This window comes from Thioalbus denitrificans (assembly GCF_003337735.1).
Classification (GTDB): domain Bacteria; phylum Pseudomonadota; class Gammaproteobacteria; order DSM-26407; family DSM-26407; genus Thioalbus; species Thioalbus denitrificans.
In genome coordinates, this window is the sequence record NZ_QPJY01000002.1 from 262,181 (window position 1) to 287,637 (window position 25,457).

Annotated in this window: 25 protein-coding genes; 12 read left to right on the top strand and 13 right to left on the bottom strand. The window is 68.5% G+C overall.

Features of this window, described 5'->3' with window-relative positions; all coding sequences use genetic code 11:
* Positions 1–2 precede the first annotated feature (2 nt).
* Positions 3–938, top strand: a complete 936-nt coding sequence (rssA, locus tag DFQ59_RS05670) for a patatin-like phospholipase RssA (RefSeq protein WP_114278716.1) — start codon at positions 3–5, stop codon at positions 936–938.
* Between the two features lie 64 nt (positions 939–1,002).
* Here the strand turns inward: rssA and DFQ59_RS05675 are convergent, their stop codons facing one another.
* Positions 1,003–1,449, bottom strand: coding sequence for a hypothetical protein (locus DFQ59_RS05675; RefSeq protein ID WP_114278717.1), 447 nt, complete (start codon positions 1,447–1,449; stop codon positions 1,003–1,005).
* A gap of 284 nt (positions 1,450–1,733) precedes the next feature.
* Positions 1,734–3,638, bottom strand: coding sequence for an aminodeoxychorismate synthase component I (gene pabB / locus DFQ59_RS05680; RefSeq protein WP_114278718.1), 1,905 nt, complete (start codon positions 3,636–3,638; stop codon positions 1,734–1,736).
* A gap of 240 nt (positions 3,639–3,878) precedes the next feature.
* Here pabB and DFQ59_RS05685 point away from each other — a divergent pair, with 240 nt between their 5' ends.
* Both DFQ59_RS05685 and DFQ59_RS05690 read left to right on the top strand, forming a co-directional pair.
* Positions 3,879–4,283, top strand: coding sequence for an H-NS histone family protein (locus DFQ59_RS05685; protein WP_114278719.1), 405 nt, complete (start codon positions 3,879–3,881; stop codon positions 4,281–4,283).
* A 241-nt stretch (positions 4,284–4,524) separates the two neighbouring features.
* The gene (locus DFQ59_RS05690) at positions 4,525–5,046 is read left to right on the top strand and encodes a L,D-transpeptidase family protein (RefSeq protein ID WP_114278720.1); all 522 of its coding nucleotides are present in this window, start codon (positions 4,525–4,527) and stop codon (positions 5,044–5,046) included.
* Here the strand turns inward: DFQ59_RS05690 and DFQ59_RS05695 are convergent.
* Both DFQ59_RS05695 and DFQ59_RS05700 read right to left on the bottom strand, forming a co-directional pair.
* Positions 5,036–5,464 carry a MaoC family dehydratase gene (locus DFQ59_RS05695; RefSeq protein WP_114278721.1) on the bottom strand — a complete coding sequence of 143 codons (429 nt, stop codon included), beginning with the start codon at positions 5,462–5,464 and terminating at the stop codon, positions 5,036–5,038. The two genes, DFQ59_RS05690 and DFQ59_RS05695, sit on opposite strands and share 11 nt — an antisense overlap.
* 76 nt (positions 5,465–5,540) lie before the next feature.
* Positions 5,541–6,737 carry an acyl-CoA dehydrogenase gene (locus tag DFQ59_RS05700; protein WP_114278722.1) on the bottom strand — a complete coding sequence of 399 codons (1,197 nt, stop codon included), beginning with the start codon at positions 6,735–6,737 and terminating at the stop codon, positions 5,541–5,543.
* Between the two features lie 167 nt (positions 6,738–6,904).
* Between DFQ59_RS05700 and DFQ59_RS05705 the strand changes: the two genes are divergently transcribed.
* Positions 6,905–7,306, top strand: coding sequence for an acyl-CoA thioesterase (locus tag DFQ59_RS05705; RefSeq protein WP_425450999.1), 402 nt, complete (start codon positions 6,905–6,907; stop codon positions 7,304–7,306).
* A gap of 18 nt (positions 7,307–7,324) precedes the next feature.
* Here DFQ59_RS05705 and DFQ59_RS05710 read toward each other — a convergent pair whose 3' ends face one another.
* The 3 genes from DFQ59_RS05710 to DFQ59_RS05720 form a co-directional block, all read right to left on the bottom strand.
* Positions 7,325–9,202 carry a transglycosylase SLT domain-containing protein gene (locus DFQ59_RS05710; RefSeq protein ID WP_170142053.1) on the bottom strand — a complete coding sequence of 626 codons (1,878 nt, stop codon included), beginning with the start codon at positions 9,200–9,202 and terminating at the stop codon, positions 7,325–7,327.
* A gap of 234 nt (positions 9,203–9,436) precedes the next feature.
* Positions 9,437–10,846 (bottom strand): MBL fold metallo-hydrolase RNA specificity domain-containing protein, encoded by a 1,410-nt coding sequence (locus DFQ59_RS05715; protein WP_114278725.1) that lies wholly within the window; start codon positions 10,844–10,846, stop codon positions 9,437–9,439.
* A gap of 17 nt (positions 10,847–10,863) precedes the next feature.
* Positions 10,864–13,581 (bottom strand): cation-transporting P-type ATPase, encoded by a 2,718-nt coding sequence (locus DFQ59_RS05720; RefSeq protein ID WP_114278726.1) that lies wholly within the window; start codon positions 13,579–13,581, stop codon positions 10,864–10,866.
* A gap of 333 nt (positions 13,582–13,914) precedes the next feature.
* Between DFQ59_RS05720 and DFQ59_RS05725 the strand changes: the two genes are divergently transcribed.
* On the top strand, positions 13,915–14,199 hold the full coding sequence (locus tag DFQ59_RS05725; RefSeq protein WP_114278727.1) for an antibiotic biosynthesis monooxygenase family protein: 285 nt from the start codon (positions 13,915–13,917) through the stop codon (positions 14,197–14,199).
* Here DFQ59_RS05725 and DFQ59_RS05730 read toward each other — a convergent pair.
* Positions 14,177–14,671 carry a tellurite resistance TerB family protein gene (locus DFQ59_RS05730; protein WP_114278728.1) on the bottom strand — a complete coding sequence of 165 codons (495 nt, stop codon included), beginning with the start codon at positions 14,669–14,671 and terminating at the stop codon, positions 14,177–14,179. The genes DFQ59_RS05725 and DFQ59_RS05730 overlap by 23 nt on opposite strands.
* 178 nt (positions 14,672–14,849) lie before the next feature.
* Between DFQ59_RS05730 and DFQ59_RS05735 the strand changes: the two genes are divergently transcribed.
* On the top strand, positions 14,850–15,422 hold the full coding sequence (locus tag DFQ59_RS05735; RefSeq protein WP_114278729.1) for a hypothetical protein: 573 nt from the start codon (positions 14,850–14,852) through the stop codon (positions 15,420–15,422).
* Between the two features lie 46 nt (positions 15,423–15,468).
* Here the strand turns inward: DFQ59_RS05735 and zapE are convergent, their stop codons facing one another.
* Positions 15,469–16,566, bottom strand: coding sequence for a cell division protein ZapE (zapE, locus tag DFQ59_RS05740; protein WP_114278730.1), 1,098 nt, complete (start codon positions 16,564–16,566; stop codon positions 15,469–15,471).
* Between the two features lie 344 nt (positions 16,567–16,910).
* Here zapE and DFQ59_RS05745 point away from each other — a divergent pair, with 344 nt between their 5' ends.
* Genes DFQ59_RS05745 through DFQ59_RS05755 form a run of 3 tightly spaced genes read left to right on the top strand, consistent with a single transcriptional unit; the run spans position 16,911 to position 19,172 of the window.
* Positions 16,911–17,336 (top strand): MarR family winged helix-turn-helix transcriptional regulator, encoded by a 426-nt coding sequence (locus tag DFQ59_RS05745; protein WP_114278731.1) that lies wholly within the window; start codon positions 16,911–16,913, stop codon positions 17,334–17,336.
* A 46-nt stretch (positions 17,337–17,382) separates the two neighbouring features.
* A complete protein-coding gene (gene nhaA / locus DFQ59_RS05750) occupies positions 17,383–18,579 on the top strand; it encodes a Na+/H+ antiporter NhaA (protein WP_114278732.1) in 1,197 nt (398 codons plus the stop codon).
* A 2-nt stretch (positions 18,580–18,581) separates the two neighbouring features.
* Entirely contained in the window at positions 18,582–19,172 is a 591-nt protein-coding gene (locus tag DFQ59_RS05755; protein ID WP_114278733.1) for a nucleoside deaminase, read from the top strand.
* Positions 19,173–19,192: 20 nt separating this feature from the next.
* Here the strand turns inward: DFQ59_RS05755 and DFQ59_RS05760 are convergent, their stop codons facing one another.
* On the bottom strand, positions 19,193–19,582 hold the full coding sequence (locus DFQ59_RS05760) for a VOC family protein (protein ID WP_114278734.1): 390 nt from the start codon (positions 19,580–19,582) through the stop codon (positions 19,193–19,195).
* Positions 19,579–20,781, bottom strand: coding sequence for a multidrug effflux MFS transporter (locus tag DFQ59_RS05765; protein WP_211314799.1), 1,203 nt, complete (start codon positions 20,779–20,781; stop codon positions 19,579–19,581). Before DFQ59_RS05765 ends, DFQ59_RS05760 begins: the two co-directional genes overlap by 4 nt.
* 81 nt (positions 20,782–20,862) lie before the next feature.
* Between DFQ59_RS05765 and DFQ59_RS05770 the strand changes: the two genes are divergently transcribed.
* The 3 genes from DFQ59_RS05770 to DFQ59_RS05780 all read left to right on the top strand — a co-directional run bounded on the left by DFQ59_RS05770 (position 20,863) and on the right by DFQ59_RS05780 (position 23,611).
* On the top strand, positions 20,863–22,119 hold the full coding sequence (locus DFQ59_RS05770) for an MFS transporter (RefSeq protein WP_114278735.1): 1,257 nt from the start codon (positions 20,863–20,865) through the stop codon (positions 22,117–22,119).
* The gene (locus DFQ59_RS05775) at positions 22,116–22,508 is read left to right on the top strand and encodes a VOC family protein (protein WP_114278736.1); all 393 of its coding nucleotides are present in this window, start codon (positions 22,116–22,118) and stop codon (positions 22,506–22,508) included. The genes DFQ59_RS05770 and DFQ59_RS05775 overlap by 4 nt, the downstream gene beginning before the upstream one ends.
* A gap of 65 nt (positions 22,509–22,573) precedes the next feature.
* Positions 22,574–23,611, top strand: coding sequence for a DUF3549 family protein (locus DFQ59_RS05780; RefSeq protein ID WP_114278737.1), 1,038 nt, complete (start codon positions 22,574–22,576; stop codon positions 23,609–23,611).
* Here DFQ59_RS05780 and hemG read toward each other — a convergent pair.
* The gene (gene hemG / locus DFQ59_RS05785) at positions 23,596–24,942 is read right to left on the bottom strand and encodes a protoporphyrinogen oxidase (protein ID WP_114278738.1); all 1,347 of its coding nucleotides are present in this window, start codon (positions 24,940–24,942) and stop codon (positions 23,596–23,598) included. The two genes, DFQ59_RS05780 and hemG, sit on opposite strands and share 16 nt — an antisense overlap.
* 4 nt (positions 24,943–24,946) lie before the next feature.
* Positions 24,947–25,375 (bottom strand): alternative ribosome rescue aminoacyl-tRNA hydrolase ArfB, encoded by a 429-nt coding sequence (gene arfB / locus DFQ59_RS05790; RefSeq protein ID WP_114278739.1) that lies wholly within the window; start codon positions 25,373–25,375, stop codon positions 24,947–24,949.
* Positions 25,376–25,457: the final 82 nt, after the last annotated feature.

Consider the following 25,457-nt stretch of genomic DNA (forward strand, 5'->3'; position numbering starts at 1 on the left):
CCATGGACGCCGGGAAACGGCAGCAGGGCGGGACGCCGCGGGTGGGGCTCGCCCTCGGCAGCGGTTCGGCCCGCGGCTGGGCCCATATCGGCATCATCGAGGCCCTGGAAGAGGCCGGTATCCGCCCGGAAGTGGTCTGCGGCGCCTCCATCGGCGCACTGGTGGGCGCGGCCTACGCCAGCGGCAATCTGCCCTGGCTGCACGAGTGGGTGGAGACCCTGAGCTGGTGGGACGTGGTGCGGCTCATGGACGTGCGTCTCAACGGCGGGTTCATTGAAGGCGAGCGGCTGATGGAGATCTTCCGCGAATACGTGGAGGACCAGGAGATCGGCAAGCTGTCATGCCGCTTCGCGGCCGTCGCGACCGACCTGGAGACCGGCCGCGAGCAGTGGCTGGAGGAGGGATCGCTGCTGGACGCGGTACGCGCCTCGATGGCGCTGCCCGGCCTGTTCTCCCCGGCCCGCTACCAGGAACGCTGGCTGGTGGATGGCGGCCTGGTCAACCCGGTTCCGGTTTCGCTGTGCCGTGCGCTCGGGGCGGAGGTGGTGATCGCGGTCAACCTCAATGGCGACATCGTGGGCAAGCGCCGCAAGCGGCCCCAGGAGAGAGCGGCGGCTGAGGGGCGCCTGGATCCCCTCATGAACCGTCTGAACGAGAGCCTGCGCCGCAACCTGCCCGCGGCGCTGCTCAGCAGCGGACGTGGAACCGACGGGTCCGGATCGCCGGGGCTGTTCACGGTCCTGCTCGATTCCATCAACATCATGCAGGACCGCATCACCCGCAGCCGGATGGCGGGCGATCCCCCCGATATCTATCTTGCGCCGCGCCTCGCCCATCTGGGCGTGCTCGACTACGATCGCGCCGCCGAGGCCATCGAACAGGGACGCAGGAGCATGGAGAAGGCGCTGCCGGAACTGCTCAGCGTGCTGGAGTCCTGACCCAGGGTGACGGATCAGGCGAGCGGCGGCGGGCGGGGCCGCGATGACGGCCCCGCCCGTGTGCTCATTCCGCCTCGAGTTCCTCGTTGACGATGCACCAGGCGATGACGTCGGCGGCGCGCTCCTGGGCGCGCCAATGGTGGCGCTGCTCGGCCTGTTCCCGATGGCTGCGACAGGCCGCCGGCTGCGCCTCGGCCAGAGCGTTCAGCTCCTCGATGAGGCGATGGGCATGGGGCAGCAGCCGACGCAGTACCGGCGGCGTGTCGGCGGTCTCCTGGATCAGGCCGTAGACCCGTGCGGCGCGCTCTATGGAGCGGCACAGGAGGGTGTCCAGGGGCTGGCGTGCCAGTTCCGGTTCGGCCTTGATCTGGGCCAGCACCAGGGCGGAGATGAGCGCCTCGCCGCGGGGCAGCTGCAGGTGCTCTGCCGTGGTGCCGGTGACCTCGGCGCGGGAGGCGGTATCGGTTTCGGTCTCGGTGTCAGTGTCGATGTGGGTGCGAAGATTGCTCATTGCCGTGTTCCTCTGACTCCCCCGGTTGTTGAGTGCGTTGCTCCGGGCCCGGGGGAATCTGGGACCGCGAACGCTTTAGCAGCATTTATTGATCGCCCTGCAAGTTGTCGATTAAATCGGCGATTTCCGTGCAACGAAAAAAGCCCGCTTCAGCATCGGCTAAAGCAGGCTTTTAAGGGCACCCGCTTTAGCTGCATTTATTGAGCGCCCGCAAGCTGTGGATCAAATCGGCGCTTGGTGAACAAATTAACCACGGGGTCCGGTCTTGTCAACCGCCTGAGCCATCAAAGTTTTTTATTGTGCCCATGTGCCGGCCCGGCTTCTGAGGACAGCTGCGGACCGACGCAGTTGACCCGGACCAGGCCACGAACGGAGTTGCCGCAGTAGATGGCCTCCGCCCGCTCAAGGTCGCCGGGCCGCAGAACCCTTTCCCGGCACTCGCCCCCGCGCAGCAGCGCCTCGCGCAGGATTCCAGGCAGCAGGCCGCACTCCACCGGCGGGGTCACAAGCGCCCCCTCCAACCGCACGAAGAGGTTGGTGCGGGCCCCCTCGGTGAGCTCTCCCCGGCTATTGATATAGATCTCGTCGAAAATATCTCCGGCGCGGATCCGCGCCATGGTCTGCTCATACCAGGGTCGCCAGGTAGTCTTGTGGTAGAGGTAGGGATTTTCTGGATCCACCGCTTCAGGGTTGAGGCGGACCGTGGGCGTCGTCGTCGCGGCGTCCTCCAGCGGCATGCGCTCCCAGCGCAGCCTGCCCCCGCGGTCCAGGAGGATGCGCACCATCTGCGGGCGGTTCTCCGCGTGCTCCCGGAGGGTACCGATCAGTCGTTCCCAGCCTTTCCGGTCGAATTCGAAATCCCAGTAGCGGGCCGAGGCGGCGAGCCGGCGGCGATGCGCATCGGCATGGGTGATGCCCGTGCCGTCCAGGCGCAGGGTCTCCAGCAGTTCGAAGGTCGGCGTCGGCGTGGTGAGGAATGCCGTCTTGCCCAGGCATTCCCGCCATTCCATTCCGGCATCGGCGCCGTAAACCACGCCGCTGCCGGTGTGGAAGCGCCAGTCCCTCTCGCCCGCATGTCGTTCCAGGGTGCGGATCGGCACGTTGAATGTGCAGCGTCCATCGGGCGCGGTAAAGCCGATGGCGCCGCAGTAGACGCCCCTTGGCCCGGTTTCTATTCCGGCGATGAGTTCCAGGGTGTGCAGCTTGGGGGCGCCGGTGACCGAGCCGCACGGATAGAGCCCATGCAGCAGAGAGGGCAGGGTCCAGTGATCGTCGAGGGTGCCCGTGATGGTCGAAGTCATCTGCAGCAGGGTTCGATGCGCCTCGACCCGGAACAGGTGGGGCACCCGCACACTCCCGGCCGTGCAGACCCGGCCGAGGTCATTGCGCAGCAGGTCGACGATCATCAGGTTTTCGGCACGATTCTTCGGGTCGCGGCGCAGGCCGCGGCGGCGGCGGCCATCCTCCCGGGTGCTGCGTCCGCGGGGAGCGGTTCCCTTCATCGGGCGCGTGGTTATGGCGTTGCCCTCGACGCGGAAAAACAGCTCGGGCGAGAGGGACAGCAGCGTGCGATCGCCGTGCTGGAGAAACGCGGAATAGGGAACACGCTGCGCCTCGCGCAGGCGGGAGTAGAGTTCGAACGGGGGGAGGGGCGAGCGGCAGGTGCCGGGGAAGGTGAAATTCACCTGGTAGGTTTCCCCTTCCCGCAGCCAATTCTGGATTTCCGAAACAGCCGCGGCGTATTCCCCGGGGGAAATCCCTGGTGAATATTCAACCGCCGTAGCGGACATGTCGCCGGCAACCGCGTCGGTGCGCAGCGTGGATTGCGTGTCTGGCGGTTCGGGTGACCAGGTGCCGGTCCTGTGGTCGAAGATGTGTGGCTTTTCGAACACGCCGAACCAGGCCAGTGGCCCGTCGCGGGAAGGGATGCAGGCATGCAGCTTCGGTTCCAGGGCGTAGGCGAGTTCGAATGTCAGGTACCCGGCCAGCCAGTACCGGCCACGCAGGTCTTCAAGGGTCCCGAGGAACGACTCGGCCTCTTCCGGGCGCTCGAGGAGAATCTCACGCACGGGAGCGCGGAAAACATAGGAGTAACGGTTTTCACGGTCGGGCCGCGCGCTCTCCAGCAGTACCCAGGTTTCATCCGGCGCCGGTACCGGCAGCGTGCTGATGGATAGAGTGTGATACAAGGGATGTCTCGCTCTCTGGAACCGACGTCACGGCGCCTGATTATAGTGGATCGTCGGAATCCGGGCGTTCGGAAGCGACAATATCCGTAATGTGGAAAATACTTCCTGTATTCCTTGTCATTATGCCGGATGATTATTAATATTTAACCCGACGCGAATAGGGGCGAACCAGGACAGCCGATATAAAACCCAGGAATTGGTATCTGAAACCGATTCGAAACGATAATCCGGAGAGTAACGATGCCCAGACCCAGGAAGCAGAAAACCATCAACGAAATGAAAGCCGAACTGGAAGCGCTCCAGCAGCAGATCGAGCAGAAGGAGTTCCAGGACAAGGTTTCCGCCCTGACCGCTTCCTCCGAGTTCAAGGCAGTCGCCCGCCAGATCAGCCGGCTTGGTCTCGGCGCCGAGGAAATCGCCGGGCTGTTCTCGACTCCCGGCGGCGCGAAGCCGAAGACCCGCGTCCCGCGCAAGAAGGCCGTCGCCAAGACCAAGGCCAAGGCCAAGCCCAAGATGAAGGTCAAGCCGAAGTACCGGAACCCGGACAATGCAAAGGAAACCTGGACCGGCCGCGGCAAGCAGCCCCGCTGGGTCGGCGCCGCCATCTCCTCCGGGAAGACTCTGGACGACCTGCTCATCAAGTAGCATGATTGGCCCCGGACCCGCATGGCCGCGGTCCGGGGCAGCCGACCCGCAGGTTCCGGCGGGAGGGGTCCTGCCTTCCGGTGCAAAACAGGCCATGTCCGTTTACAGCCATCCCGCCCGTGATTATCCGGTTGCGCCAGCTGCCATGCTCCGTCTTCTTCCCTGTCTGCTCCTGATCTCCCTGCTTGGCGGCTGCGCCGTAGCCGAGAAACCGGCGCCGGCACCGGCTTCCACGGAAACGATGGACCCGCAACGGGAAGCGGGGCGGCAGCAGTCGCCCGCGCCCGCTCCTGTGGCCGAAGGCCCCCTGCGTATCCTGGTCCACAAGAGCTCCAGGACCCTGGCGCTCTATACCGGTGATCGGCTGTTGAAGAGCTACCCGGTCGCGCTGGGCAAGAATCCTTCCGGTCCCAAGCGGAATGAGGGGGACGGGCGGACACCCGAAGGCGAATACTACGTCTCGGTGAAAAACCCGGACAGCCGTTTCTACCTGTCACTGGGCCTCAGCTATCCCAACCGGCTCGACGCGGAGAAGGCCTTTCTCGATGGACGCATCACCCGGGAAGAGTTCCGCCGGATAAGCCGTGCCATAGACAACGGCACCTCGCCGCCCTGGGATACGGTCCTCGGCGGCGCCATCTTCATCCATGGATTCGGCGCCCACCGCGACTGGACCGAGGGCTGCATCGCGCTCTGGGATGGTGACATCCGCGAATTGTTCGCGCTGGTCAAGGTGGGCACCCCCGTCATTATCACACCCTGATCCGGCGGGGCGGCATCACCGTCGCTTCGCCCTCCAGGACCGTGGCGCCGTCCTGATTGGTGCAGGCGGTCTTCAGCCGTGCCCGTTTGCCTCCGGCGACAAGTTCCAGTACCTCGACGGTCGCCGTGATCGTGTCGCCGATATGCACCGGCGCCAGGAAATTCAGTGTCTGTCCCAGGTAGATGGTTCCGGGTCCGGGCAGGCGGGTGCCGAGCACGGCCGAGATGAGACCGGCGGTCAGCATTCCATGGGCGATACGTTCCTTGAACATCGATTCGCGGGCGAATATCTCGTCAATGTGGGCGGGGTTGAGATCGCCGGTAATCCCGGCATAGAGGGTGACGTCCGCCTCGGTGACGGTCTTGCGGAAACTGGCGCTGTCACCGACCTTGATTCCACCGGCATGCTTGTCGTTCACGTCTCATGTCTCCTGTGCATGGCTGTCGAAGGCGCATCCCGCCCGTTCGTCCCCGTCCGCGGCATCGAGCCGCCGATCACCCGGTGAAAGCCTGGATACCCGTCATGGCGCGTCCGAGTATCAGGGCGTGGATGTCATGGGTGCCCTCGTAGGTGTTGACCGTTTCGAGGTTGAGCAGGTGCCGGATCACCGGGTAGGCGTCGCTGATGCCGTTGGCGCCCAGCAGGTCGCGCGCCTGGCGGGCGATATCCAGCGCCTTGCCGCAGTTGTTGCGCTTGAGCAGGGAGACCGCCTCCGGCGTCCCCGCCCCGGCCTCGAACAGCCGCCCCAGGCGCAGCACGCCCTGTAAGCCCAGGGTGATTTCGCCCTGCATGTCGGCAAGCTTGCGCTGTACCAGCTGGTTGGCGGCGAGGGGGCGGCCGAACTGCCGCCGTTCCAGGGTGTAGTCCCGGGCGGTGTGCCAGCACGCCTCCGCCGCGCCCATGACACCCCAGGCGATGCCGTAGCGGGCCTGGTTCAGGCAGGCGAAGGGCCCGCCGAGTCCCCGGGCGCCGGGCAGCACCCGCTCCTCCGGCACGAATGCCCCGTCGAGGTGGATTTCGCCCGTGTTGGAGGCGCGCAGCGAGAACTTGCCCTCGATGGTCCGGGTGGCGAGCCCCTGGCCCCCCCGCTCGACCAGGAATCCGCGGATGCCGTCGCCGTCCACCCGGGCCCAGACCAGGCACAGGTCGGCGATGGCGGCGTTGGTGATCCAGGTCTTGTTCCCGTACAGCCGATAGCCTCCGGCAACCGGGGTTGCCCGGGTGTCCATGCCGCCCGGATCGGAACCGTGCTCCGGTTCGGTAAGCGCGAAGCAGCCGATGAGCTCGCCCCGGGCGAGCCGCGGCAGGTAACGGGCGCGCTGCTCCTCCGAACCGAAGCGGTGAATGGGATACATCACCAGGCTCGACTGGACGCTGAGTACGGTCCGGTAGGCGCTGTCCACCCGCTCCAGCTCCCGGGCCATCAATCCGTAACCCACGTGGCCGGTGCCGGCGCAGCCGTAGCCGCTGAGCGTTGGCCCGAGGAAGCCCAGGGCGCCGAGCTCCCGCAGCAGCCCGGGATCGAAGCCTTCCTCACGATGGGCCCGGCGAACGCCCGGTGCAAGCCGTTCCCGGGCGAACCGGGCGGCGACGTCGCGGATGCTCCGTTCCGCGGGAGAGAGCTGGCTTTCGAGATCGAGGGGATCCTGCCAATGGAAGGTGGCCGCGGGTTGTTCCGTCTGCTGGCTCATGTGCAATCCCAGGTCGTTTGCTAACCGTATCGTGCCTGTCGCCACGGGGCAGGTGAGGGAGGGGTGGAATGGCCTTGCCGACGCATTCCCCCGCACCCCCGGCGCTGGCATTGCCCGCTCCAGGGGCAGTAGAATCCCGGAGTGTTCCAATGGGGAACGGAGGCCTTGTGAGCAGTCAGGATACAGCCTTTCCGGTCGAGCGGCAGCCGTCAATCCGGCTCGTGGCCATGCCCAGCGACACCAATCCCAACGGGGATGTATTCGGAGGCTGGATCATGTCGCAGGTGGACGTGGCCGGCAGCATCCCGGCGGTGGAGGCCGCCGGGGGGCGGGTGGTGACGGTGGCCGTGAACCACTTCGAATTCCACCGTCCCGTGTTCGTCGGCGACGTGGTGAGCTTTTTCGCCGAGGTCAAGCGGGTGGGGCGCACCTCCATCACCGTTGAGGTCCAGGTGTTCGCCCAGCGCTACCCGACCCGCCGCGAATGCGCGAAGGTGACCGAGGCCACCCTGACCTACGTGGCCGTGGACGCCGAGGGCCGTTCGCGCCCCGTGCAGGGAGAGGCCTGAGCGCCGCCGGCGAGGGGTTCAGTCGTCGTCCGTCGGGGAGGCCGCGGCCGGCTGTACCTTCGGCATGCGCCGGCTCAGTGGTTCGACCCTGCGCTGCTGCCGGTGATCGTAGATGGCGGTATAGGCGAACACCCGCTGCAGGTAGGTCCGGGTCTCGGAGAAGGGGACCGATTCCACCCAGCGATCCGGCGTCCAGGGACCATCCTCGGGCAGCCACTGGTCGACCCGGTGCGGCCCGGCGTTGTAGGCCGCTGTGGCCAGGACCGGGTTGGAGTCGTGCCGGTCCAGCACCCGCCGCAGATAGGTGGTCCCCAGGCGGATGTTGAACTCGGGCTCATAGAGCCTCTCGTAGCTGGAGATGCGGGTGTTGAGACTGCGGGCGACCAGATCGGCGGTCTTCGGCATCAGCTGCATCAGTCCCCGGGCGCCCACCGGCGAGCGGGCCTCGGGACGGAACGCGCTCTCCTGGCGCAGCATCGCGTACACCCAGGACGGATCGAGCTCGCGCTCCCGGGCTTCGCGCTCCACCGCGTCACCGAAGGCCAGCGGAAAGCGCAGCGACAGGTCGTCAAAGGCGTCCGCCCTGGCCACGGTCAGAATGGCCCGATCATGCCACCCCCACAGATGGGCGAGCTTGGCTGCCTGCTTGAGCTCCTCGTCCCCCATCCGCCCTATCTCCGTGTACCACTCCCGGCGCGAGTCCAGCTCCAGTCCGGCCAGGTGGAGCTCACGCGAGCGCACCAGCCCCGGCCAGCGCTCGAGCAGCGCGGACAGCTGCGCGTCATCGTAGCGCAGGGGGCGATCGTTGAACTGGTATTCGCTCCCCAGGCGATCGGCGGCGAGAAATCCGTAGTAGCTGCGTTCCCGGGCCAGGTTTGCGTAGATGGCCTCCGCTTCAGCCCGTCTGCCCGTCTCCTCGAGGGCGCGCGCTTTCCAGTAGCGCCAGCTCTCCTCGGCGGCGACCTCGGGTTTCAGGGCATCGATGCGGGCCAGGATCTGTGCCCAGTCGCCAGCGCGAACCGCCTCCCGCACCCACCAGCCGGCGAGATCGGGATCGCTTGCCGCGGCCCGCTGCAGCCAGACCGCGGCATCGGGATGTTTCCGCATGGCCATGGCCAGCGCCAGACGCGCCGTAACGCGCTCCGCCTGCCCGTCGGTGAACCCGCCTTCGGCCCGGTACTGCTCCCACAGACGCGCGGTCAGGTCCTGGTCGCGCCACGCCAGGCGGCGCAGGGCATGCACCACCATCTGCGCGGCCCGTGGATGGGCGCGAACAGCGGGGATCTGCTCCCGCACCTTCTGCGGGTGTCCGTGGATTTCGATCCAGCGTTCCACCCACTCCGCCTCTCCTGCGGGCAGATAGCGCTTCAGGTAGCGGGCGAGGCCGGTCTGGCCCTCTTCCATGGCCAGCTCGACGCGTCCCCAGACCCGCTCCGGCGACAGCTGGCCGGCATCACGCCAGGCGTCGAACACCGGGTCGCACGCTTTCGGCTGGGAACGACCCGACAGCCACAAGGCCTCCACCTCCGCGAGAGCCGTTTCCGCCTGGCCTGTCGACAGCAGTGCCTGGAGACGCTGGCAGGACTGGCTGGTGCCGAGACCGGGCCGGTGGAATGCCAGGTAGGTGCTCCAGTCGCCCTGATCGGCCAGCTTGTCCAGCCAGGCCTCCAGCAGCCACCGGGCCGGAGGCAGCTCGCCATGGCGGTCGAGAAATTCCGTGACCTCAACCGGTTCGACCGTCCCCAGGCGCGCACGCAGATCCCAGTAGAGGAGGTAGGGGTAGAGGGGGTAGTCGCGCAGGGTCTTCAGCCGGCTCTCGAAGCGCGGCCGGTCGCCGGCGTCCAGCGCGGCGCGGGCCTCGAGAAAAGCCTGCCGGGCGGACGAATAGTCAGGCACGGTGATGGCCGCCCCCGGGGAACACCACACTGCAATCAGCAGGAGTCCTGCATATCGAAACATACACCCCATCCTGGAAATGGTCCCGTACAAGGTCCGGTCGGGCCGGCTCCCTACACTAGAGCATTTCCATGAGCGCTGAAAACTGGACTTTTTGTATGGGTTTTGGCCGGGGGGTGCGTTCACCCGGCCCCGTGGCTTCGATTGCTGCGGTCTATCGATTGATCGGAAATATCATCGGTTGGGCAAATGGGTCAGATCCAGTCGTTCGCCCGGTTCAGGGCGGATCACCCGTGCACCGCCACACTCGGCTTCCAGTCGCGCCCCGAGCTGTTCCTGCGCCTCTGGCTCGCCGTGCAGCAGGACGACGGGCGGATGGTCGCGGAATCCGCAGTACCAGTCCAGCAGCCCCTGCTGGTCCGCATGGGCGGAGAGGCCGCCCACCGTATGCACCTCGGCGCCGACCCGGATCGTCTCCCCCCACAACCGGATATGGGTCGCGCCATCCACGAGCTGCCGGCCCAGGGTGCCGGCCGCCTGGAATCCAATCATGATCACGTGGCAGTTGTGGCGCCACAGGTTGTGCTTCAGGTGGTGCTTGATGCGACCGCCGTTGCACATCCCGCTGCCGGCGATGATGATGGCGCCGGCGCTTATCCGGTTCAGGCGCATGGACTGGGCCGCGGTACGGCTGATGTGCAGGTTGGGGAGGGCGAACAGGCTGCCGTTGATGTGGTTCTCCCGCGCGGCTTCCCGATCGTAGAGCTCGGTGTGGCGGGCGTGGATCTCGGTGGCCTCGATGGCCAGGGGGCTGTCGAGGAAGACATCCCAGCGATCGAGCCCCCAGCGTTCGTAGTTGAGACCGAACAGGTAGAGCAGTTCCTGCGTCCGGCCCACGGCGAAGGCGGGTATGAGGATGTTCCCCGCGTCGCGCCGGGTCTTCTCCAGGATCTCACCGAGCTCCTGCCAGGTCGCTTCCCAGCTCCGGTGCAGGCGATTGCCGTAGGTACTCTCCATCAGCACCAGGTCGGCATCCTTTACCTGGACGGGATCGCGGAGTATGGGGGCGCCCCGGTGACCGAGATCGCCGCTGAACACCACCTTGCGCCGTACGCCCTTCTCCTCCAGCCACAGCTCCACGATGGCCGAGCCCAGGATGTGCCCGGCATCGCGCAGGCGCAGGCGCACCCCCGGCACCACCTCGATCTCGCTGTCGTAGTCCAGCGGCGAGAACAGCTCCACGACCCGCTCGGCATCCCTGCGGGTGTAGAGCGGCTGGACCATCTCCAGCCCCTTGCGCTGCCGCTTGCGGTTGTCCCACTCGGCATCCTTCTCCATGAGGTAGGCCGAGTCGCGCAGCATGATGGAGCACAGATCACGGGTCGCTCCGTGGGTGTAGACCGGTCCGCGGAAGCCGGACTTGTAGAGGAGGGGGAGGCGACCGGAGTGATCGATGTGGGCATGGCTGAGAATCACCGCGTCGATCTCCGCGGCCTTGAAGGGAAACGGCTTGGCGTTGCGGGCTTCCGCCTGGCGGGTGCCCTGGATCAGGCCGCATTCGAGCAGGATGCGGCGACCGTTCACGCGCAGCAGGTGGCAGGAGCCGGTGACCTCGCCCGCGGCGCCCAGGAACTGGATGTCCATGTTCAAATCCCCCTTGTTCAGGACGACCCGCGGCGGCGCAGGTACGGGTACAGAGCCTTCTCCATCTCCACCAGGACAAACACCGAGGCGGCCACGGGGACGATGCGCAGCCAGGTCATGCCCTCCAGCGGTCGGGACTGGAACAGCAGCTGCATCCAGGGCAGGTAGGTGTAGAGGAGCTGGAACAGGACCACCACCACGATGGCGTAGAGCACGTAGCGGTTGCCCAGGAGTCCCTCCCGGGACAGCACCGAACGATCGATGTAGCGGGTGTTGAGGAGGTAGAAGGCCTCGAACATCACCAGGGTGTTGACGGCGACGGTGCGCGCGTATTCCACGTCCATGCCCGCCTGGCGCTCGTAGATGAACAGGCCGAAGCTGCCAATCACGGCGATGATGGAGACGAAGATGATGCGCCAGACCAGGAACCTGGAGAGGATCGGTTCCTCGGCACGGCGCGGTGGACGACCCATGACATCCTGTTCCGGCGGCTCGAAGGCGAGCGAGAGCGCCAGGGTCACCGCGGTGATCATGTTCACCCACAGGATCTGCACCGGCGTGATGGGCAGCGACCGCCCCAGCACCACCGCGGCCACGAGAATCAGGGCCTCGGCGCCGTTGGTGGGCAGGATGAAGAGAATCGATTTCTTGATGTTGTCGTAGACCGTCCTGCCTTCCTCCACCGCGTGGGCGATGGAGGCGAAATTGTCGTCGGCCAGCACCATCTCGGCGGCCTCCTTGGCCACCTCGGTTCCCTTCCGGCCCATTGCCACACCGACGTTGCTGCGCTTCAGGGCCGGGGCATCGTTCACCCCGTCGCCGGTCATGGCCACCACCTGGCCCTCGGCCTGGAGCGCGGTGACCAGGCGCAGCTTGTGCTCGGGGCTGGTGCGGGCGAAGACGTCCACACCACCGACCCGCTGGCACAGGGCCGCGTCGTCCAGGTGCTCGAGCTCGGCTCCCGTCAGGGCGGCGGAGCCGTCGCCGATCCCCATCTGGCCGGCGATGGCCATGGCGGTGACGGCATGATCCCCGGTGATCATCTTGACCCGGATCCCGGCCGACCGGCAGCGGGCCACCGCCTCGATGGCCTCCTGCCGGGGCGGATCGATGATCCCCACCAGTCCGAGCAGCGTCAGCCCGCCATCCACGTCGGCGAAAGCGAGTTCCCGGTGATCATCCCCGGTCGGCCGGAACGCCAGCGCCAGGGTGCGCAGGCCGTTGCGGCCGAGCTCGAGGACCCGGCCGTGCCAGTAGTCGGGGTCGATGGGCAGATCCTCGCCGTCACGGCGCTGGCGGGTGCACATCTCCAGCACTTTCTCGGGCGCACCCTTCAGGTAGACGAAGCCGTGGCCGGCATGGTCGTGATGCAGGGTGGCCATGAACCGGTGCTCGGATTCGAAGGGTATCGTGTCCGCCCGCGGCAGCAGCTGCTGCTGATAGTCGGCATCCAGCCCGCACTTCAGTGCCAGGGTGACGAGCGCTCCCTCGGTGGGATCGCCGTCCAGCTGCCAGGCGCCATCCCGCTCACGCACCTGGGCGTCGTTGCAGAGCAGTGCGGCGCGGGCGATTTCATTCAGCTCCGGCTGCCCGGCCGGGTCCTGGTCACGGCCGTCGAGAATCACCGCCCCGTGGGGATCGTAGCCCACCCCCGTCACCCCGTAGGACGCCCCCGCCGTGACCACCGCCTGCACGGTCATTTCGTTGCGGGTCAGCGTCCCGGTCTTGTCCGAGCAGATGACGGAAACGGCGCCGAGGGTCTCCACCGCGGGCAGCAGGCGGATGATGCCGTTGCGCCGCGCCATACGCTGGACGCCGATGGCCAGGGTGATGGTGATGATGGCCGGCAGACCCTCCGGGATCGCGGCCACCACCAGCCCCACGGCCGCCAGGAACATATCGGTGGCGCTGTAGTCACGCAGCAGAACGCCGAACAGGAATGTGAACCCTCCCAGCAGGAGGATGGCCGCGGTGAGCCAGCGGCCGAACTGCGCGATCTGCTTCAGCAGCGGCGTGGTGAGGGTCTGGACCTGCCCGAGCATGGCACTGATGTGCCCGATTTCGGTGCCGGCACCGGTGGCCACCACCACGCCGGCGCCCTGGCCGTAGGTGACCAGGGTACTGGCATAGGCCATGCTGCTGCGATCGCCGAGCACGGCATCCGGCTCCACCGCGGTGGCGGCCTTTTCCACCGGTACCGATTCCCCGGTGAGAGAGGCTTCCTCGATGCGCAGGTCACGGACCCGGAACAGGCGCAGATCGGCCGGAACCTTGTCCCCGGACTGGAGTACGACCACGTCCCCGGGCACCAGGTGCTCGGCGGCCAGGACCTGGCGTCGGCCGGCACGGATGACCGTCGCCTGGGGCGAGAGCAGGCCGCGGATGGCATCCAGCGCCTTCTCGGCCTTGCCTTCCTGGAGGAAGCCAATCAGCGCGTTGATGACCACCACCCCGAGGATGACGCCGGTGTCCACCCAGTGGGCGAGGAGGGCGGTGACCAGCGCCGCGCCGAGCAGCACGTAGATAAGCAGGTTGTTGAACTGGTCGGCAAGCCGGGCCAGGGGGCCGCGCCGGCGCGGCTGCGGTAGCTGGTTGAGGCCGTAGCGCTCGAGGCGCGACTCCACCTCGTCCAGGGGCAGTCCCTCCGGGCCGGTGCCCAGTTGCTCGAATACCGCTTCGGGATCGATCGTGTGCCAGGGCACGCGGGGTGGATCGGAAACCGTGGTTCTGCGCATTGGACACCCGCTGGTCAGAGCACCGCACTGGAGGCGATGTATCCTGTTGGTATCGGCACCGCTGCTGATTCGATTCTAGTGTACTGCGTCACTCCTGGAGGTGCATTCAGCGAGTCGCCGGCCGCTCAGATGCAAGGCGCGCTTGCGCAGGAAGGGCAGGTCCCCTTTCAAGCAAGCGCAACGCCGCAGATGGCCGGCCGGCGGCGCGCCCGCAGGGAGCCCCCCGCAGCCGCCTTTCATCCCAGGAAATCACCCGGTTCGGCGTGTCCGGGCCGGCGTCGTTGGGTTACCCTTGGGAAAAGATGCACAAAGTCATATTCACGGGAGACAGCCATGATCCGCGTACTCATCGAGCGGCAGTTCGTGGAGGGCATGCGAGAGGAACTGGAACGGGTCGTCAGGGAGGTCATCCAGGAGGCGGTGCGCGCTCCCGGCTACCTGTCCGGCGAGATCCTGCGCGATGTGGAGGATAACAACCACTTCGTGGTGATATCCAACTGGCGTTCCCTGGAGCACTGGGATGCGTGGTACGCCTCCGATGCCCGGCGCCGGGTAATGGCCTGCGTGGAGCCGATGCTGCAGGAGCCGGAACACATCACGGTGGCGGAGCCGGTCTGAGGCCCGGTCCGGCCTCGATCTCGGCCTTGGCCTCGTGCTTGCAGCGGATGAAATCCCGGTGGGGAACATAGAGCAGCTCCGCCACCTTGCGCACCAGGTAGTCCTCGTACTTGTCCACCCGGCCGTCGGCATAGGCGACCCGCCACAGCAGGCGGATGAGCTCGCGCTTCTCCCCGGCATCGTAACTGCTGTTGATGCGGTCGGTGAACGGGTACAGGGAGATGGCCGTGCGCGCCTCGGCCTCGGCCAGCCGCCGCAGCTCCTTCAGCTCCGCCTCGGGCAGGGCGAAGGCGCGGCGCAGCGCCTCCAGAACCGCCGTCCGCTCCTCCGGGCTCACCTCGAAGTCGGCCCGGGTCATTTCCACCAGCAGCACCGCGGCGGCGAGCCGCAGCGTGTGACCGCCGTGACGGCCCTGCTCGTCCCGGTGCTCCAGCACGCGGGTCTCGAAGAAGCGTTGAAGTCGTTGCAGCATGAATCTCCCCGGCGGGTCGCAGAAGGGTGAAGTTTACCAGTTCGGAAGGAAGCCTCCCCGATGCTTCGTTTCGACCTTGAATCCCGGGCGGGGTTCCGGCACCCGGCCGGGAGGGTCGTGGTGGTACAGTTGCCAGTTGCAAGTTGCCAGTTACCAGTTGCCCAGCGACCGGAATGCCATGAGCCACAGCTGCCTGATACTGACGCCCGCCGACCCCGACGCCGGGACACCGTCCCCCGATGCGCTGCTCGCTGCCCTGCGGGATCTCGGCCTCGTGCATCCGGACAGCGTCGATGCCGGGGCCGGGCGCCTCGCTCCGGGCGGGAAGCTGCTCTGGCATGTGACCTTTCTGGGTTGCTCACCGGCCCTGGCGCTGCACGGGGAGGGCGATGGACCGCCCTGTCACCTGCGCATCCGGCAGACGCCGGGCCAGGTGGAGCTGCTTGTCGGCGGCAATGCCGTGACGCCCCGCTGCCCCGGTTGCGCGTCGCCGCTGCGGGAGTGGCGGACAGCCCTGGCGGGCTGGCGGATGGACCCGGAAGCAGCGTGGCGCTGCCCGGCCTGCGGGTGTGCCTCGACTCCGGCACGGCTCGACTGGCGCCGGCACGGGGGAGCGGGGCGCCTGTTCGTGGAGATCTGGGGCGTGTTTCCCGGTGAAGCGGTCCCCGGCGACGGGCTCATGGCCCGCCTGGAGACCCTGGGCGCCGGTCCGTGGCGCTATTTCTACCATCAGCCGGGGAAGGATGGATGATGGATGCACCGGGTCGCGCCGCATTTCCCGGCGCTGATGCGCACATTCACGCCCGGTGCGGGCGGGCCAGGTAGTCGTGGGACTGCATCTCCAGCAGCCGGCTGCGGGTGCGCTCGAACTCGAAGCGCAGACGCTCGCCGCGGTATAGCGTCTCCACCGGCGCGGCGGCGGAGAGAATCAGCTTCACGTTGCGGTCGTAGAACTCGTCCACCAGGCTGATGAACCGGCGCGCCTGGTCTGCCTGCTCGTCGTCCATCATCGGCACACCGCTCACCAGCACGGCATGGAACTGCCGTGCCAGCTCGATGTAGTCGTTCTGGCTGCGGGGACCGTCGCAGAGGGTCGTGAAGTCGAACCAGGCCACGTCGTCGGCACAGCTGCGGGTGGACAGGGTGCGGCCCTCGATTTCCAGGATCTCGCCTTCCATGCCCGGTTCCGGCGCCAGCTTCAGGAAGCTCTCGCGCAGGCTCGATTCGGCGGCCGCATCCAGCGGCCAGTGGTAGATCTCCGCCTTCTCCAGGGTACGCAGCCGGTAGTCCACGCCACCGTCCACGTTGATCACCCGGGTGTGGCGCTTGATGAGCTCGATGGCCGGCAGGAAACGCTGGCGCTGCAACCCGTTGCGGTAGAGCTCGTCGGGGATGATGTTGGAGGTGGCGACCAGGGTCACGCCGTTGGCGAACAGCGCCTGCATCAGTCCGCCGAGCACCATGGCATCGGCGATGTCCGCGACATGGAACTCGTCGAAGCACAGCACCCGGGCCTGGGCGGCGAGGCGCTCGCCGACACTCAGCAGGGGGTCGGGCCGGCCCTTGAGGTGATCCAGTTCGTGGTGCACCCACTGCATGAAGCGGTGGAAGTGCATGCGCATCTTCTGTTCGAACGGCAGGCATTCATAGAAGGTGTCCACGAGATAGGTCTTGCCGCGCCCCACGCCGCCCCAGAAATAGAGCCCGCGGACGGGTTCCGTGGGCCCGCGGGAGAAGCGCCGGCGCAGACGGGCGCTCCAGGAACGCTCCGCCGTCTCCGCCGCCAGCAGTGCATCGTGGAGCGTCTGCAGGTGCCGCACCGCGGTTTCCTGGGCCGCGTCGGGCAGGAAGTCATCGCGCAGGAGATCATGCTGATAACGCTCGAGCGGGGTCATGAGTCTCGGTGACAGGATACGACGATCATGGATTGGCCGGGTGGCGCGGAAAGCCGTCACGGAAGCGGATTTCCGGCCATGCCGCTGGCGCTCGTGCAGGGCCGCGCGGCTAGCAACTTTACCCGGCCGGCCGGGCACTGGCAAATAGCCGGAACCCGTTCGACCGGTCAAAGCGACAATGGAATTGTGAACGTTGTCCAGTGATGTGAAATAATCGGCCCGGGTTCGCTGATGCGGGGCCGCTGGCGGAGTGCCGGAGGGCGACCAGCGCATCCACGTGCGGAATGGAATTCGGATGACAGCTCCCATGGATACGTAACCGCGCTCACCGAGGGCCTGCCTGAATGCCGGAAAGAACCGACTCCAGCCTTGGATTCGCACTGCTGAAGACCGCGGCCCGACTGCGCCTCGAGCTGGCCCAGCGGCTGCGACCCTTCGACCTGACCACCGAGCAGTACGCGGTCCTGGTGCAGCTGTGGGAAGGCGAGGGGGTCTCCCAGAGCACGTTGGCCGAACTGCTGCTCAAGGACAAGCCCAACATCACCCGCATCATCGCGAAGGTGGAGCGCAAGGGGCTGGTCCAGCGGGATCGGGACCCGGACGACCGCCGCAGCTACCAGGTCCACCTCACGCCCGCCGGGCGGGAGTTGCAAAATGTGGTGATGCCGGTGGTCTACGAACTGCGGGAACAGGCCTACCAGGGCCTGGACAAGACCCGGCAGAACGAGCTGCGGCGGCTGCTGGACACCGTGTTCAGGAACCTCAACTGATACACCGGCGGTACCTGAACCGATTGCCCCCCGACCTGGAGAAACCATGAGCCGTCCGGAAGGCACGCTTCCACTGCTGCGCGAGTTCTACAAGCTCGAGTCCGCGGGCGGCATCCTGCTCATATTCGCCGCCGCGCTGGCGCTGGTGCTGGCCAACTCTCCGCTGGACAGGCTCTACGCCGGCTTTCTGGACATCCCGGTGGAGATCCGCATCGGCGGGCTGCACCTGGCCAAACCCCTCCTGCTGTGGATCAACGACGGCCTGATGGCCGTGTTCTTCTTCCTCGTCGGCCTGGAGATCAAGCGCGAAATGCTCGCGGGGCAGCTCTCCGATCCGCGCCAGGTGATCCTGCCGGCCATCGCGGCCGTGGGCGGCATGGCCGTTCCCGCCCTCATCTACACCGCCTTCAACCTCGGCGATCCCGTGGCCCTGGAGGGCTGGGCCATACCCACGGCCACCGACATCGCCTTCGCCCTGGGGGTGCTGGCGCTGCTGGGCGACCGTGTGCCCCTGTCGCTGAAGGTCTTCCTGACGGCGCTGGCCATACTCGACGACATGGGGGCCATCCTCATCATCGCCGCCTTCTACACCAGCAACCTGTCCCCCACCATGCTGCTCCTGGCGCTGGTGGGTACCGGCACCCTGGTGATCCTGAACCGGGCCCGCGTCAGCAGCACGGCACCCTATATCCTGGTGGGCATCTTTCTCTGGGTCTGCGTGCTCAAGTCCGGCGTGCACGCCACCCTGGCCGGCGTGGCCCTGGGGCTGGCCATTCCCCTGCGTGATCCACGCGACCCGGAGCGCTCGCCGCTGCGCGAACTGGAACACCGCCTCCATCCCTGGGTGGCCTATGGCATCCTGCCCCTGTTCGCATTCGCCAACGCCGGGGTCTCCTTCACCGGCCTGACCCCCGCCAGCCTGCTCGAGCCGATACCCCTCGGCATCGCCCTGGGACTGCTGCTGGGCAAGACGGTGGGGGTTTTCAGTTTCAGCGCCGTTCCCATACTTCTCGGCTGGTCCCGGCTGCCGGAGCAGTCGACCTGGGCCGGTCTCCTGGGCGTGGCGATTCTGTGCGGGATCGGCTTCACCATGAGCCTGTTCATCGGCTCGCTGGCCTTCGAGCAGGACGGGCTGGACTACGCGGTTGCCGTGCGGCTCGGAGTGCTGGGCGGTTCCCTCGTGGCCGCCGTGGCCGGCTACCTGCTGCTGCGCCGGGTTCTGCCGCGGCCCGCCAGCCGTTGACCATGGAGCCTTCCGCTTTCAGCTTCCACCTGCCTGCCTGGGTGGAACAGTTCCTTGCCGAACAGGGGACGCACTTCCCCACGCCCGCGCAGCAGATGGCGCTGGTGGTGGCCCTGTCCGAGCGCAACGTGGAGGAGGGGACCGGCGGACCCTTCGCCGCGGGGGTGTTCGAGCTGGACGGCGGCCGCCTGGTGGCGCCTGGCATCAACCTGGTGCACCGGGAGCAGTGCGCGGTCCTGCACGCGGAGGTGGTGGCCGTCATGCTGGCCCAGCGGCGCGTCGGCCACTACGATCTCAGTGCGCCCGGGCTCGCCGCCCACGGCCTGGTCACCAGCACCGAGCCCTGCACCCTGTGCCAGGGTGCAACCCTGTGGTCCGGGGTACGGTCGCTGACCTGCGGGGCCCGCGACAGCGACGCCCGGGCCATCGGTTTCGACGAGGGTCCCAAGGCCGCGGACTGGGCCGAGGCGCTGGCCGGCCGGGGCATCCGCGTGACCCGGGACATCTGCCGGGAGGAGGCCGTGGCGGTGCTGCGCCGTTACCGTGACGAGGGCGGCCTCATCTACAACGCCCGCCGGGAACCCGCCGACTGAGGCGCCAACGGCTCCGCCGCTCAGGCGCCGATGAATTCCAGCCCGTTGCCATCCGGATCGCGGCAGAACAGTGCCGCGCGTCCCGAACGACTGCGGGTGAAGGGTATTGCAGCCCGTTCCAGGCGTTGCTGCAGGAGGTCGATGTCGGTCACCCGCAGGGCCAGGTGGCGGTCATGCCCGGCGTGCTCCGGCCGTTCCGCCGCCGCATCGGGATTCGGCAGCTCGATGAGATGCAGCTGCCGATCGCCGATCCCCAGCCAGGCGCCCGGATAGCCGAGTTCGGGGCGCCGCGGGTCCTGCTCCAGGCCCAGCAGGTCACGGTAGAATTCCAGCGCCCGCCCGGTGTCTGCCACCAGCAGGCTGACATGGTGAATGCCCGCGACCAGGGGTCTCGTTCCGGATGCGTTCATGTCTCCTCCCCGGAGGCCGGATCGGCGCCGGCCCGGTGCGCCAGCAGGCCGTGGGCGGCGAAGGTCAGCGCGGTGCAGATCAGGACCACCACCGCCATGGGCAGCGTGGTCCCGTCATGGAACAGTCCCACCAGGTAACCGCCCACGGCGGCGAGACCCATCTGCAGGAAACCCAGCAGCGAGGAGGCGGCGCCGGCCATGGCGGGAAAGGGGCCGATGGCGCCGGCCATGCCGTTGGGCATCACCAGCCCCGCGGCCATGAACACGAAGCTGGCCGGGATCATCACCGCCCAGATGCGCTCCACCCCGGCCCATGCCAGCGCGGCCATGGCCAGGCCCGCGGCCACCCCGATCAGGCCGCCGGCCCGGATCAGCCGTTCGATGGGCAGTCGCCGGCTCAGGCGCCCGGAGGTGAAGGTGCCGGTGATGTAGCCGGCCACGACGAACAGGAACACGTAGCCGAAGTTGCGTTCCGCCACCCCGAGGACGTCGATGACGACGAAGGAAAGGCCGGAGATGACGCTGAACAGGGCGGCGAAGGAGAACGCGACCGAGAGGCTGTGGCCCACGAACTCGCGGTGCCCCAGGAGGCGGATGAAGTTGCGCAGGATCCGGCGCGGTCCGGTGGCGCCCGCATCGCGCCAGCGGTTGGTCTCGGCCAGGATCAGCCAGACCGACAGCAGCACCAGCGCCCCGAAGCCGGCCATGGCCGCGAAGTTGGCACGCCAGCCGAAGACGGTATGCAGCCAGCCGCCGAGGATCGGCGCCACCGCCGGCACCAGCGCCATGCCGGAGGCCATGAACGAAAGCGCCCGGGCGGCCCGCTCGCGGCCGTAGATGTCGCGTACGATGGCGCGTCCCAGCACCGGGCCCGCGCAGGCGCCCAGGGCCTGCAGGAAACGGGCGGCGATCAGGGTGGCGATGGAATCGGCGAGGACGCAGGCCATGCTCGCCAGCACGTAGAGCACCAGGCCGCCGAGCAGTACCGGGCGGCGGCCGAGCCGATCGGAGAGCGGGCCGTAGATCAGCTGGGCCACCGCGAAGCCCCACATGAACACGCTCAGGGTCAGCTGGACGCTGGACACGCTGGTGCCGAACGCCTCGGTCATGGCCGGCAGCGAGGGCAGGTAGAGATCGGTGGACAGCGGACCGTAGGCCACCAGCGCGGTCAGCACCAGGGCCACGGCGGGGCGCTCCATGGAGGATCCGGAATTCATGCCGTAGTTGACCATGTAGCCCGGACTCGCTCAAGGCTTGCCGGCGCGCCATAATACGCCGCCATGACCCCGGCTTCCCCGCCAATGCTCTCCCCCGCGCTGGTGGCACGCATCTTCGTGCCTTTCGCCCTGGGGTACTTTCTCTCCTACCTGTTCCGCGCCGTGAATGCGGTCATCGGTCCCGCCCTCGGCGCCGAGCTGGCCCTGGACGCCGGAATCCTGGGGCTGCTGACCAGCGCCTATTTCCTCGCCTTCGCCGCCTTCCAGCTGCCCCTGGGCATCCTGCTCGACCGCTACGGCTCCCGGCGCACCGAGTCGATGCTGCTGCTGTGCGCCGCGGCGGGGGCGTTCGTCTTCGCCCGGGCGGAGAGCGTGGCCGGGCTGGTGGCGGGGCGGGCGCTCATCGGCTTCGGCGTCTCCGCGTGCCTGATGGCCGCGTTTCATGCCTTCGTGCACTGGTTCCCCCGTGAGCGTCTGCCACTGGTCAACGGCCTGCAGCTGGGTGCCGGCGGTCTCGGGGCGCTGGCGGCCACCGCGCCGGTGGAGCTGGCCCTGGCGGTCACCGACTGGCGCGGGGTGTTCCTGGTGCTGGCGCTGCTCACGGCGACCGTGGCGGTGCTGATTTTCGCCGTGGTTCCGGAGCGCGGGCAGGCGCCCGGCGACGGCGGCAGCCTGGCCGGGCAGTTCCGCGGTGTGGCGCGCGTCTTTTCCAGCCCGCTGTTCTGGCGGGTGGTGCCGTGGACCGTCGCCTCCCAGGCCACCTTCCTCTCCGTGCAGAGCCTCTGGGCGGGACCGTGGCTGCGGGACGTGGCGGGGCTGGAGGCCGGACCCGCGGCCACGGTACTCGCCTTCATGGCCGGGGCGATGGTCGTCGGGTTCGTGCTGATGGGCACGCTGGCCGAGCGGCTCGGGCGGTTCGGCATCCGGCCCATGACCGTCGCGAGCGGGGGCATGACCCTGTTCATGACCGTGCAGGCGCTCCTGCTGCTGGACTGGGCGCCCCTGCGCACCGGGCTGTGGATCCTGTTCGGCTTCTTCGGCACCACCGGCGTGATCAACTATGCCGCACTCTCCCAGGGCTTCCCGGCACAACTGGCGGGGCGGGCCAACACCGGCCTCAACCTGCTGGTGTTCGTGGCGGCGTTCGGCGCCCAGTGGGGCATCGGCGAAATCATCGATCTGTTCTCGCCCGGTCCCGGCTACGATCCGGCCGGCTACCGCGCCGCCTTCGGCCTCCTGCTGCTGCTGCAGCTGCTCGGCATGGCCTGGTTCCTGTGGCGGGCGCATCCATCGCGGCCCGACGGCGGAGAGGAGGAATGAGCCGGCCTGTCATCAGCGCCATCACCCTGGGGGTCGCGGACCTCGACCGGGCCCTGGCTTTCTACCACGACGGCCTCGGCTGGCCGCTGGCGGGGCGCTCCCGCGGCGTGGCCTGGCTGGACACGGGCGGCACCCGCCTGGCCCTCTTTCCCGCGGCGGACCTGGCGGCCTACGGCGGGGTGGAGGCCGGCAGCGGCGGCGTCCTGCTGTCCCACAATGTCGCCTCGGCCGCGGCGGTGGACGCACTGCTGGAGCGGGCGCGGCGCGCCGGCGCCCGGATACTGCGGCCCGCCGGGGCGATGGAGTGGGGCGGCCGCGCCGGGTTCTTCAGCGATCCCGACGGCCACGCCTGGGAGGTGGTCTGGAACCTCCGCTGGCAGGAGCAGTGAACGTTGCAATCATCCGCACCGGTTCCGTCCGGTGAACCGTAACCCGAGAAGCGCATCCCCGAATCATGCAGACATTGACGGAATTCCTGGAAACGGCGGGCGCGGAGCTGCGCATCATCGAGATGGGCCGGCGCGTGCAGCGGGTCCCGCGCGACAGCTTCCTCGCCTTCGAGCGGGCCGAGCGGCCCTGGCCCTGGCCGCTGCTGCGGCAGGCCTGGTTCGGAGTGCTGCTGCATCCCCGCGGGGGCGGTGTCGAACCCCATGTCTGGTTCCTGCGCCTGCCGCTGGACGAGCTCGGCGGCCTGGTGCAGGCGGCACGGGACGAGTTTCTCCAGCGGCTGGCGGAGGCGCTCGGCCTCGATGGCCGGCCCCCGCGTCCGGAGGCGCTGGGGCGGGACAATCCGCGCCTGTTCCAGCCCCGCGAGGAGCGCATGGCGGCGTTCCACGCCCGGGTGGCCCGGGATCTGCGCCGGCCGGCCTCGGTCCATTACCGGACGCTGCTGAAGTACCTCACCGGGGAGGCGGGCTGGGACGCCTGGCGGGGCCTGGGGCTGCAGGGCCTGGCGGATCTGGCCGTGCGACTCGACGAGGAGGCTAACGAGCGCCTGCTGGCCGGGGCCGTGCCGCATCTTCCGGCCGAACCCTTCGCCGCCCTGGGCGCGGCGCTGGAGAACGGGACGGTGGGCACCGCCGTGGCCGAGGCCCTGCTGGCGCGGGCCACCCGCAACCTGGAACTGGGCGAACCGGATACCGGCGCCGCGGTCGCCGCGGTGCGCGCCATGGCCGGCGCCCGCGGCCGGGGACTGCGCAACGCCCTGCTGCTGCGTACCCTGGCCAGCCCCGCCGCCCGGCAGCCCGAAGTGCTGGCCGCCATCGCCGGACGCTGCTGGGAGGCGCTCGAGGAGGGGGACATCCGGCGTGCATTTCTCGAGGTCCTGGCGGCCAACCGCTCCGGCCAGCCCTTCTTCAACGAGTGCCTGGCCGACCTGCTGTTCGTCCCCGGGGTGCGGGATTCACTGCGTGCGTCGCTGCGGGATCCGGACCGGTCGCCGGCGCTTGCCGCCGCCATCGGCGGGCTGTTCAGCGCCTACCGCACCGACTGAGGGCGCCCGGCCGCGAGCTCCCCGGCGCAGGCCAGGGCACTGGCGGCACAGTCGTTCAAGGCGATGCCGCGGTAGGCGTTGGAGACGAGGTAGAGGCCGGGCAGGGCGGCGGCGGCCGTGAAGATGCGCTCCAGGCGCCCGAGGTGCCCGATGCGGTAGCTGGGAATGCCTCGTTCCCAGCGCTGCACGAAGGTCACCACCGGTTCGGCCCGGCAGCCCATGGTGGCGCCCACACCCCGCAGCGCGGTGCGGACCAGCTCGGCCTCGGACTGCAGCGCCAGCTCCGGGTTGCGCAGCCCGCCGATCATCACCCGCAGGGTCTGCCCACCCTCCGGCGCCCGGTCGGGGAAGATGCTGGAGTCCCACAGGACACCCAGGATCGGCAGCCGGGCGGCGCTGGTGGTGAGCAGCCCGAAGCCGTCCAGGGGGTGATCCAGTCCCCGGTAGCCGAGCCCGACCACCGCGATGGGCGCGTAGTGGATGGCGGCCAGCTCCGCCGCCAGTCCGGCGTCCACCGGTTCCAGCAGGGCCGCGGCGGCATGGGCCGGGCAGGCCAGCACCAGCCGGTCGGCCGAGTAGGTCACGTCCCCGGCCTCCAGCCGCCAGCCCGCCGCCGTGCGGGCCAGCGCGGTCACGGGGCTGCCCGTGCGGACGCGTTCCCGCAGCAGCCCGGCGAGGTGGTCGATGAAGCTGCCCACCCCGCCCCGGAAGCTCATCAGCACCCCGCCCGGTCCCGCTTCCCGGCGGCGCCTGGCCAGCATGCCGCGGAACAGGCCGCCATGTTCCCGCTCCAGGGCCGCCACGGCGGGAAAAGCCGCCTGCACCGACAGGTCCGCCGGCGTCGAGGCGTAGATGCCGGCGGTCATGGCATCGAGGAACGTATCGGTGAACGCCCGCCCGAGGCGCCGGTAGCCGAAGGACTGCAGGGTCTCCTCGCCGCCGTCGCGCCGGGGCGGGACGAAGACCTCCGCGAGCACCCGCAGCTTGGCCGGGAGGGAGAGCAGGCGGCTGCCGAGAAAGGCCGGCGGGCTCTCGGGCAGCCGATGCAGGGCGCCGTTGAAAATGAAGCGCCGCCGCGCCGCGTCGCTGCTGCGCAGCAGCAGGTCCTCGGCGCCGGCCGCCTGCACCAGCGCCAGGGTATGGGGCTTGTTGGTCAGGAAGCCGTTGCCGCCGGCCTCGAACCGGAAACCCTCCCGCTCCACCGTGCGCATGGTCCCGCCGGGGTGGGGCGCGCGCTCGAACAGCACGATTTCCGCGCCGGGAAGCAGCCGGGTCAGGTGGAAGGCGGTGGCCAGGCCGCTGATGCCGCCGCCGACGATGGCGATCTTCATGGGGTCACTCATCCCGTGCCGAGACGGGCCGCCGGGTGCGCTTGGTGTCGCCGCGCTGGCGCTTCTCCTGCAGGCGGCGCTCCTTCGCGGCCCGTCCCGGGCGGGTGGGCCGGCGCTTGGGCGGCGGGGGCGCGGCCGCCTCGCGCAGCAGCGTCAGCAGCCGCTCCAGGGCGTCGGTGCGATTGCGCTCCTGGCTGCGGTAGCGCTGGGCGGTGATGACCACCACCCCCTCAGAGGTCATGCGCCGGCCGGCGAGCCGGCGCAGGCGCGCCCGGACCGGTTCGGGCAGGGTGGCGCAACGGGCGGCGTCGAAGCGCAGCTGCACCGCCGTGGCGACCTTGTTAACATTCTGGCCACCGGGGCCCGAGGCGCGGATGAAGCTCTCCTCGATCTCGCTCTCGTCGATAACCAGCGTGGGGGTCACGGATATCATGGTGCCAGTGTACTGCCTCCTCCCGGGAGGCGCATTCGGCGATTTGGTGCGGGGCCAGCCGCCAGGCGCACTCGCGCGGGAA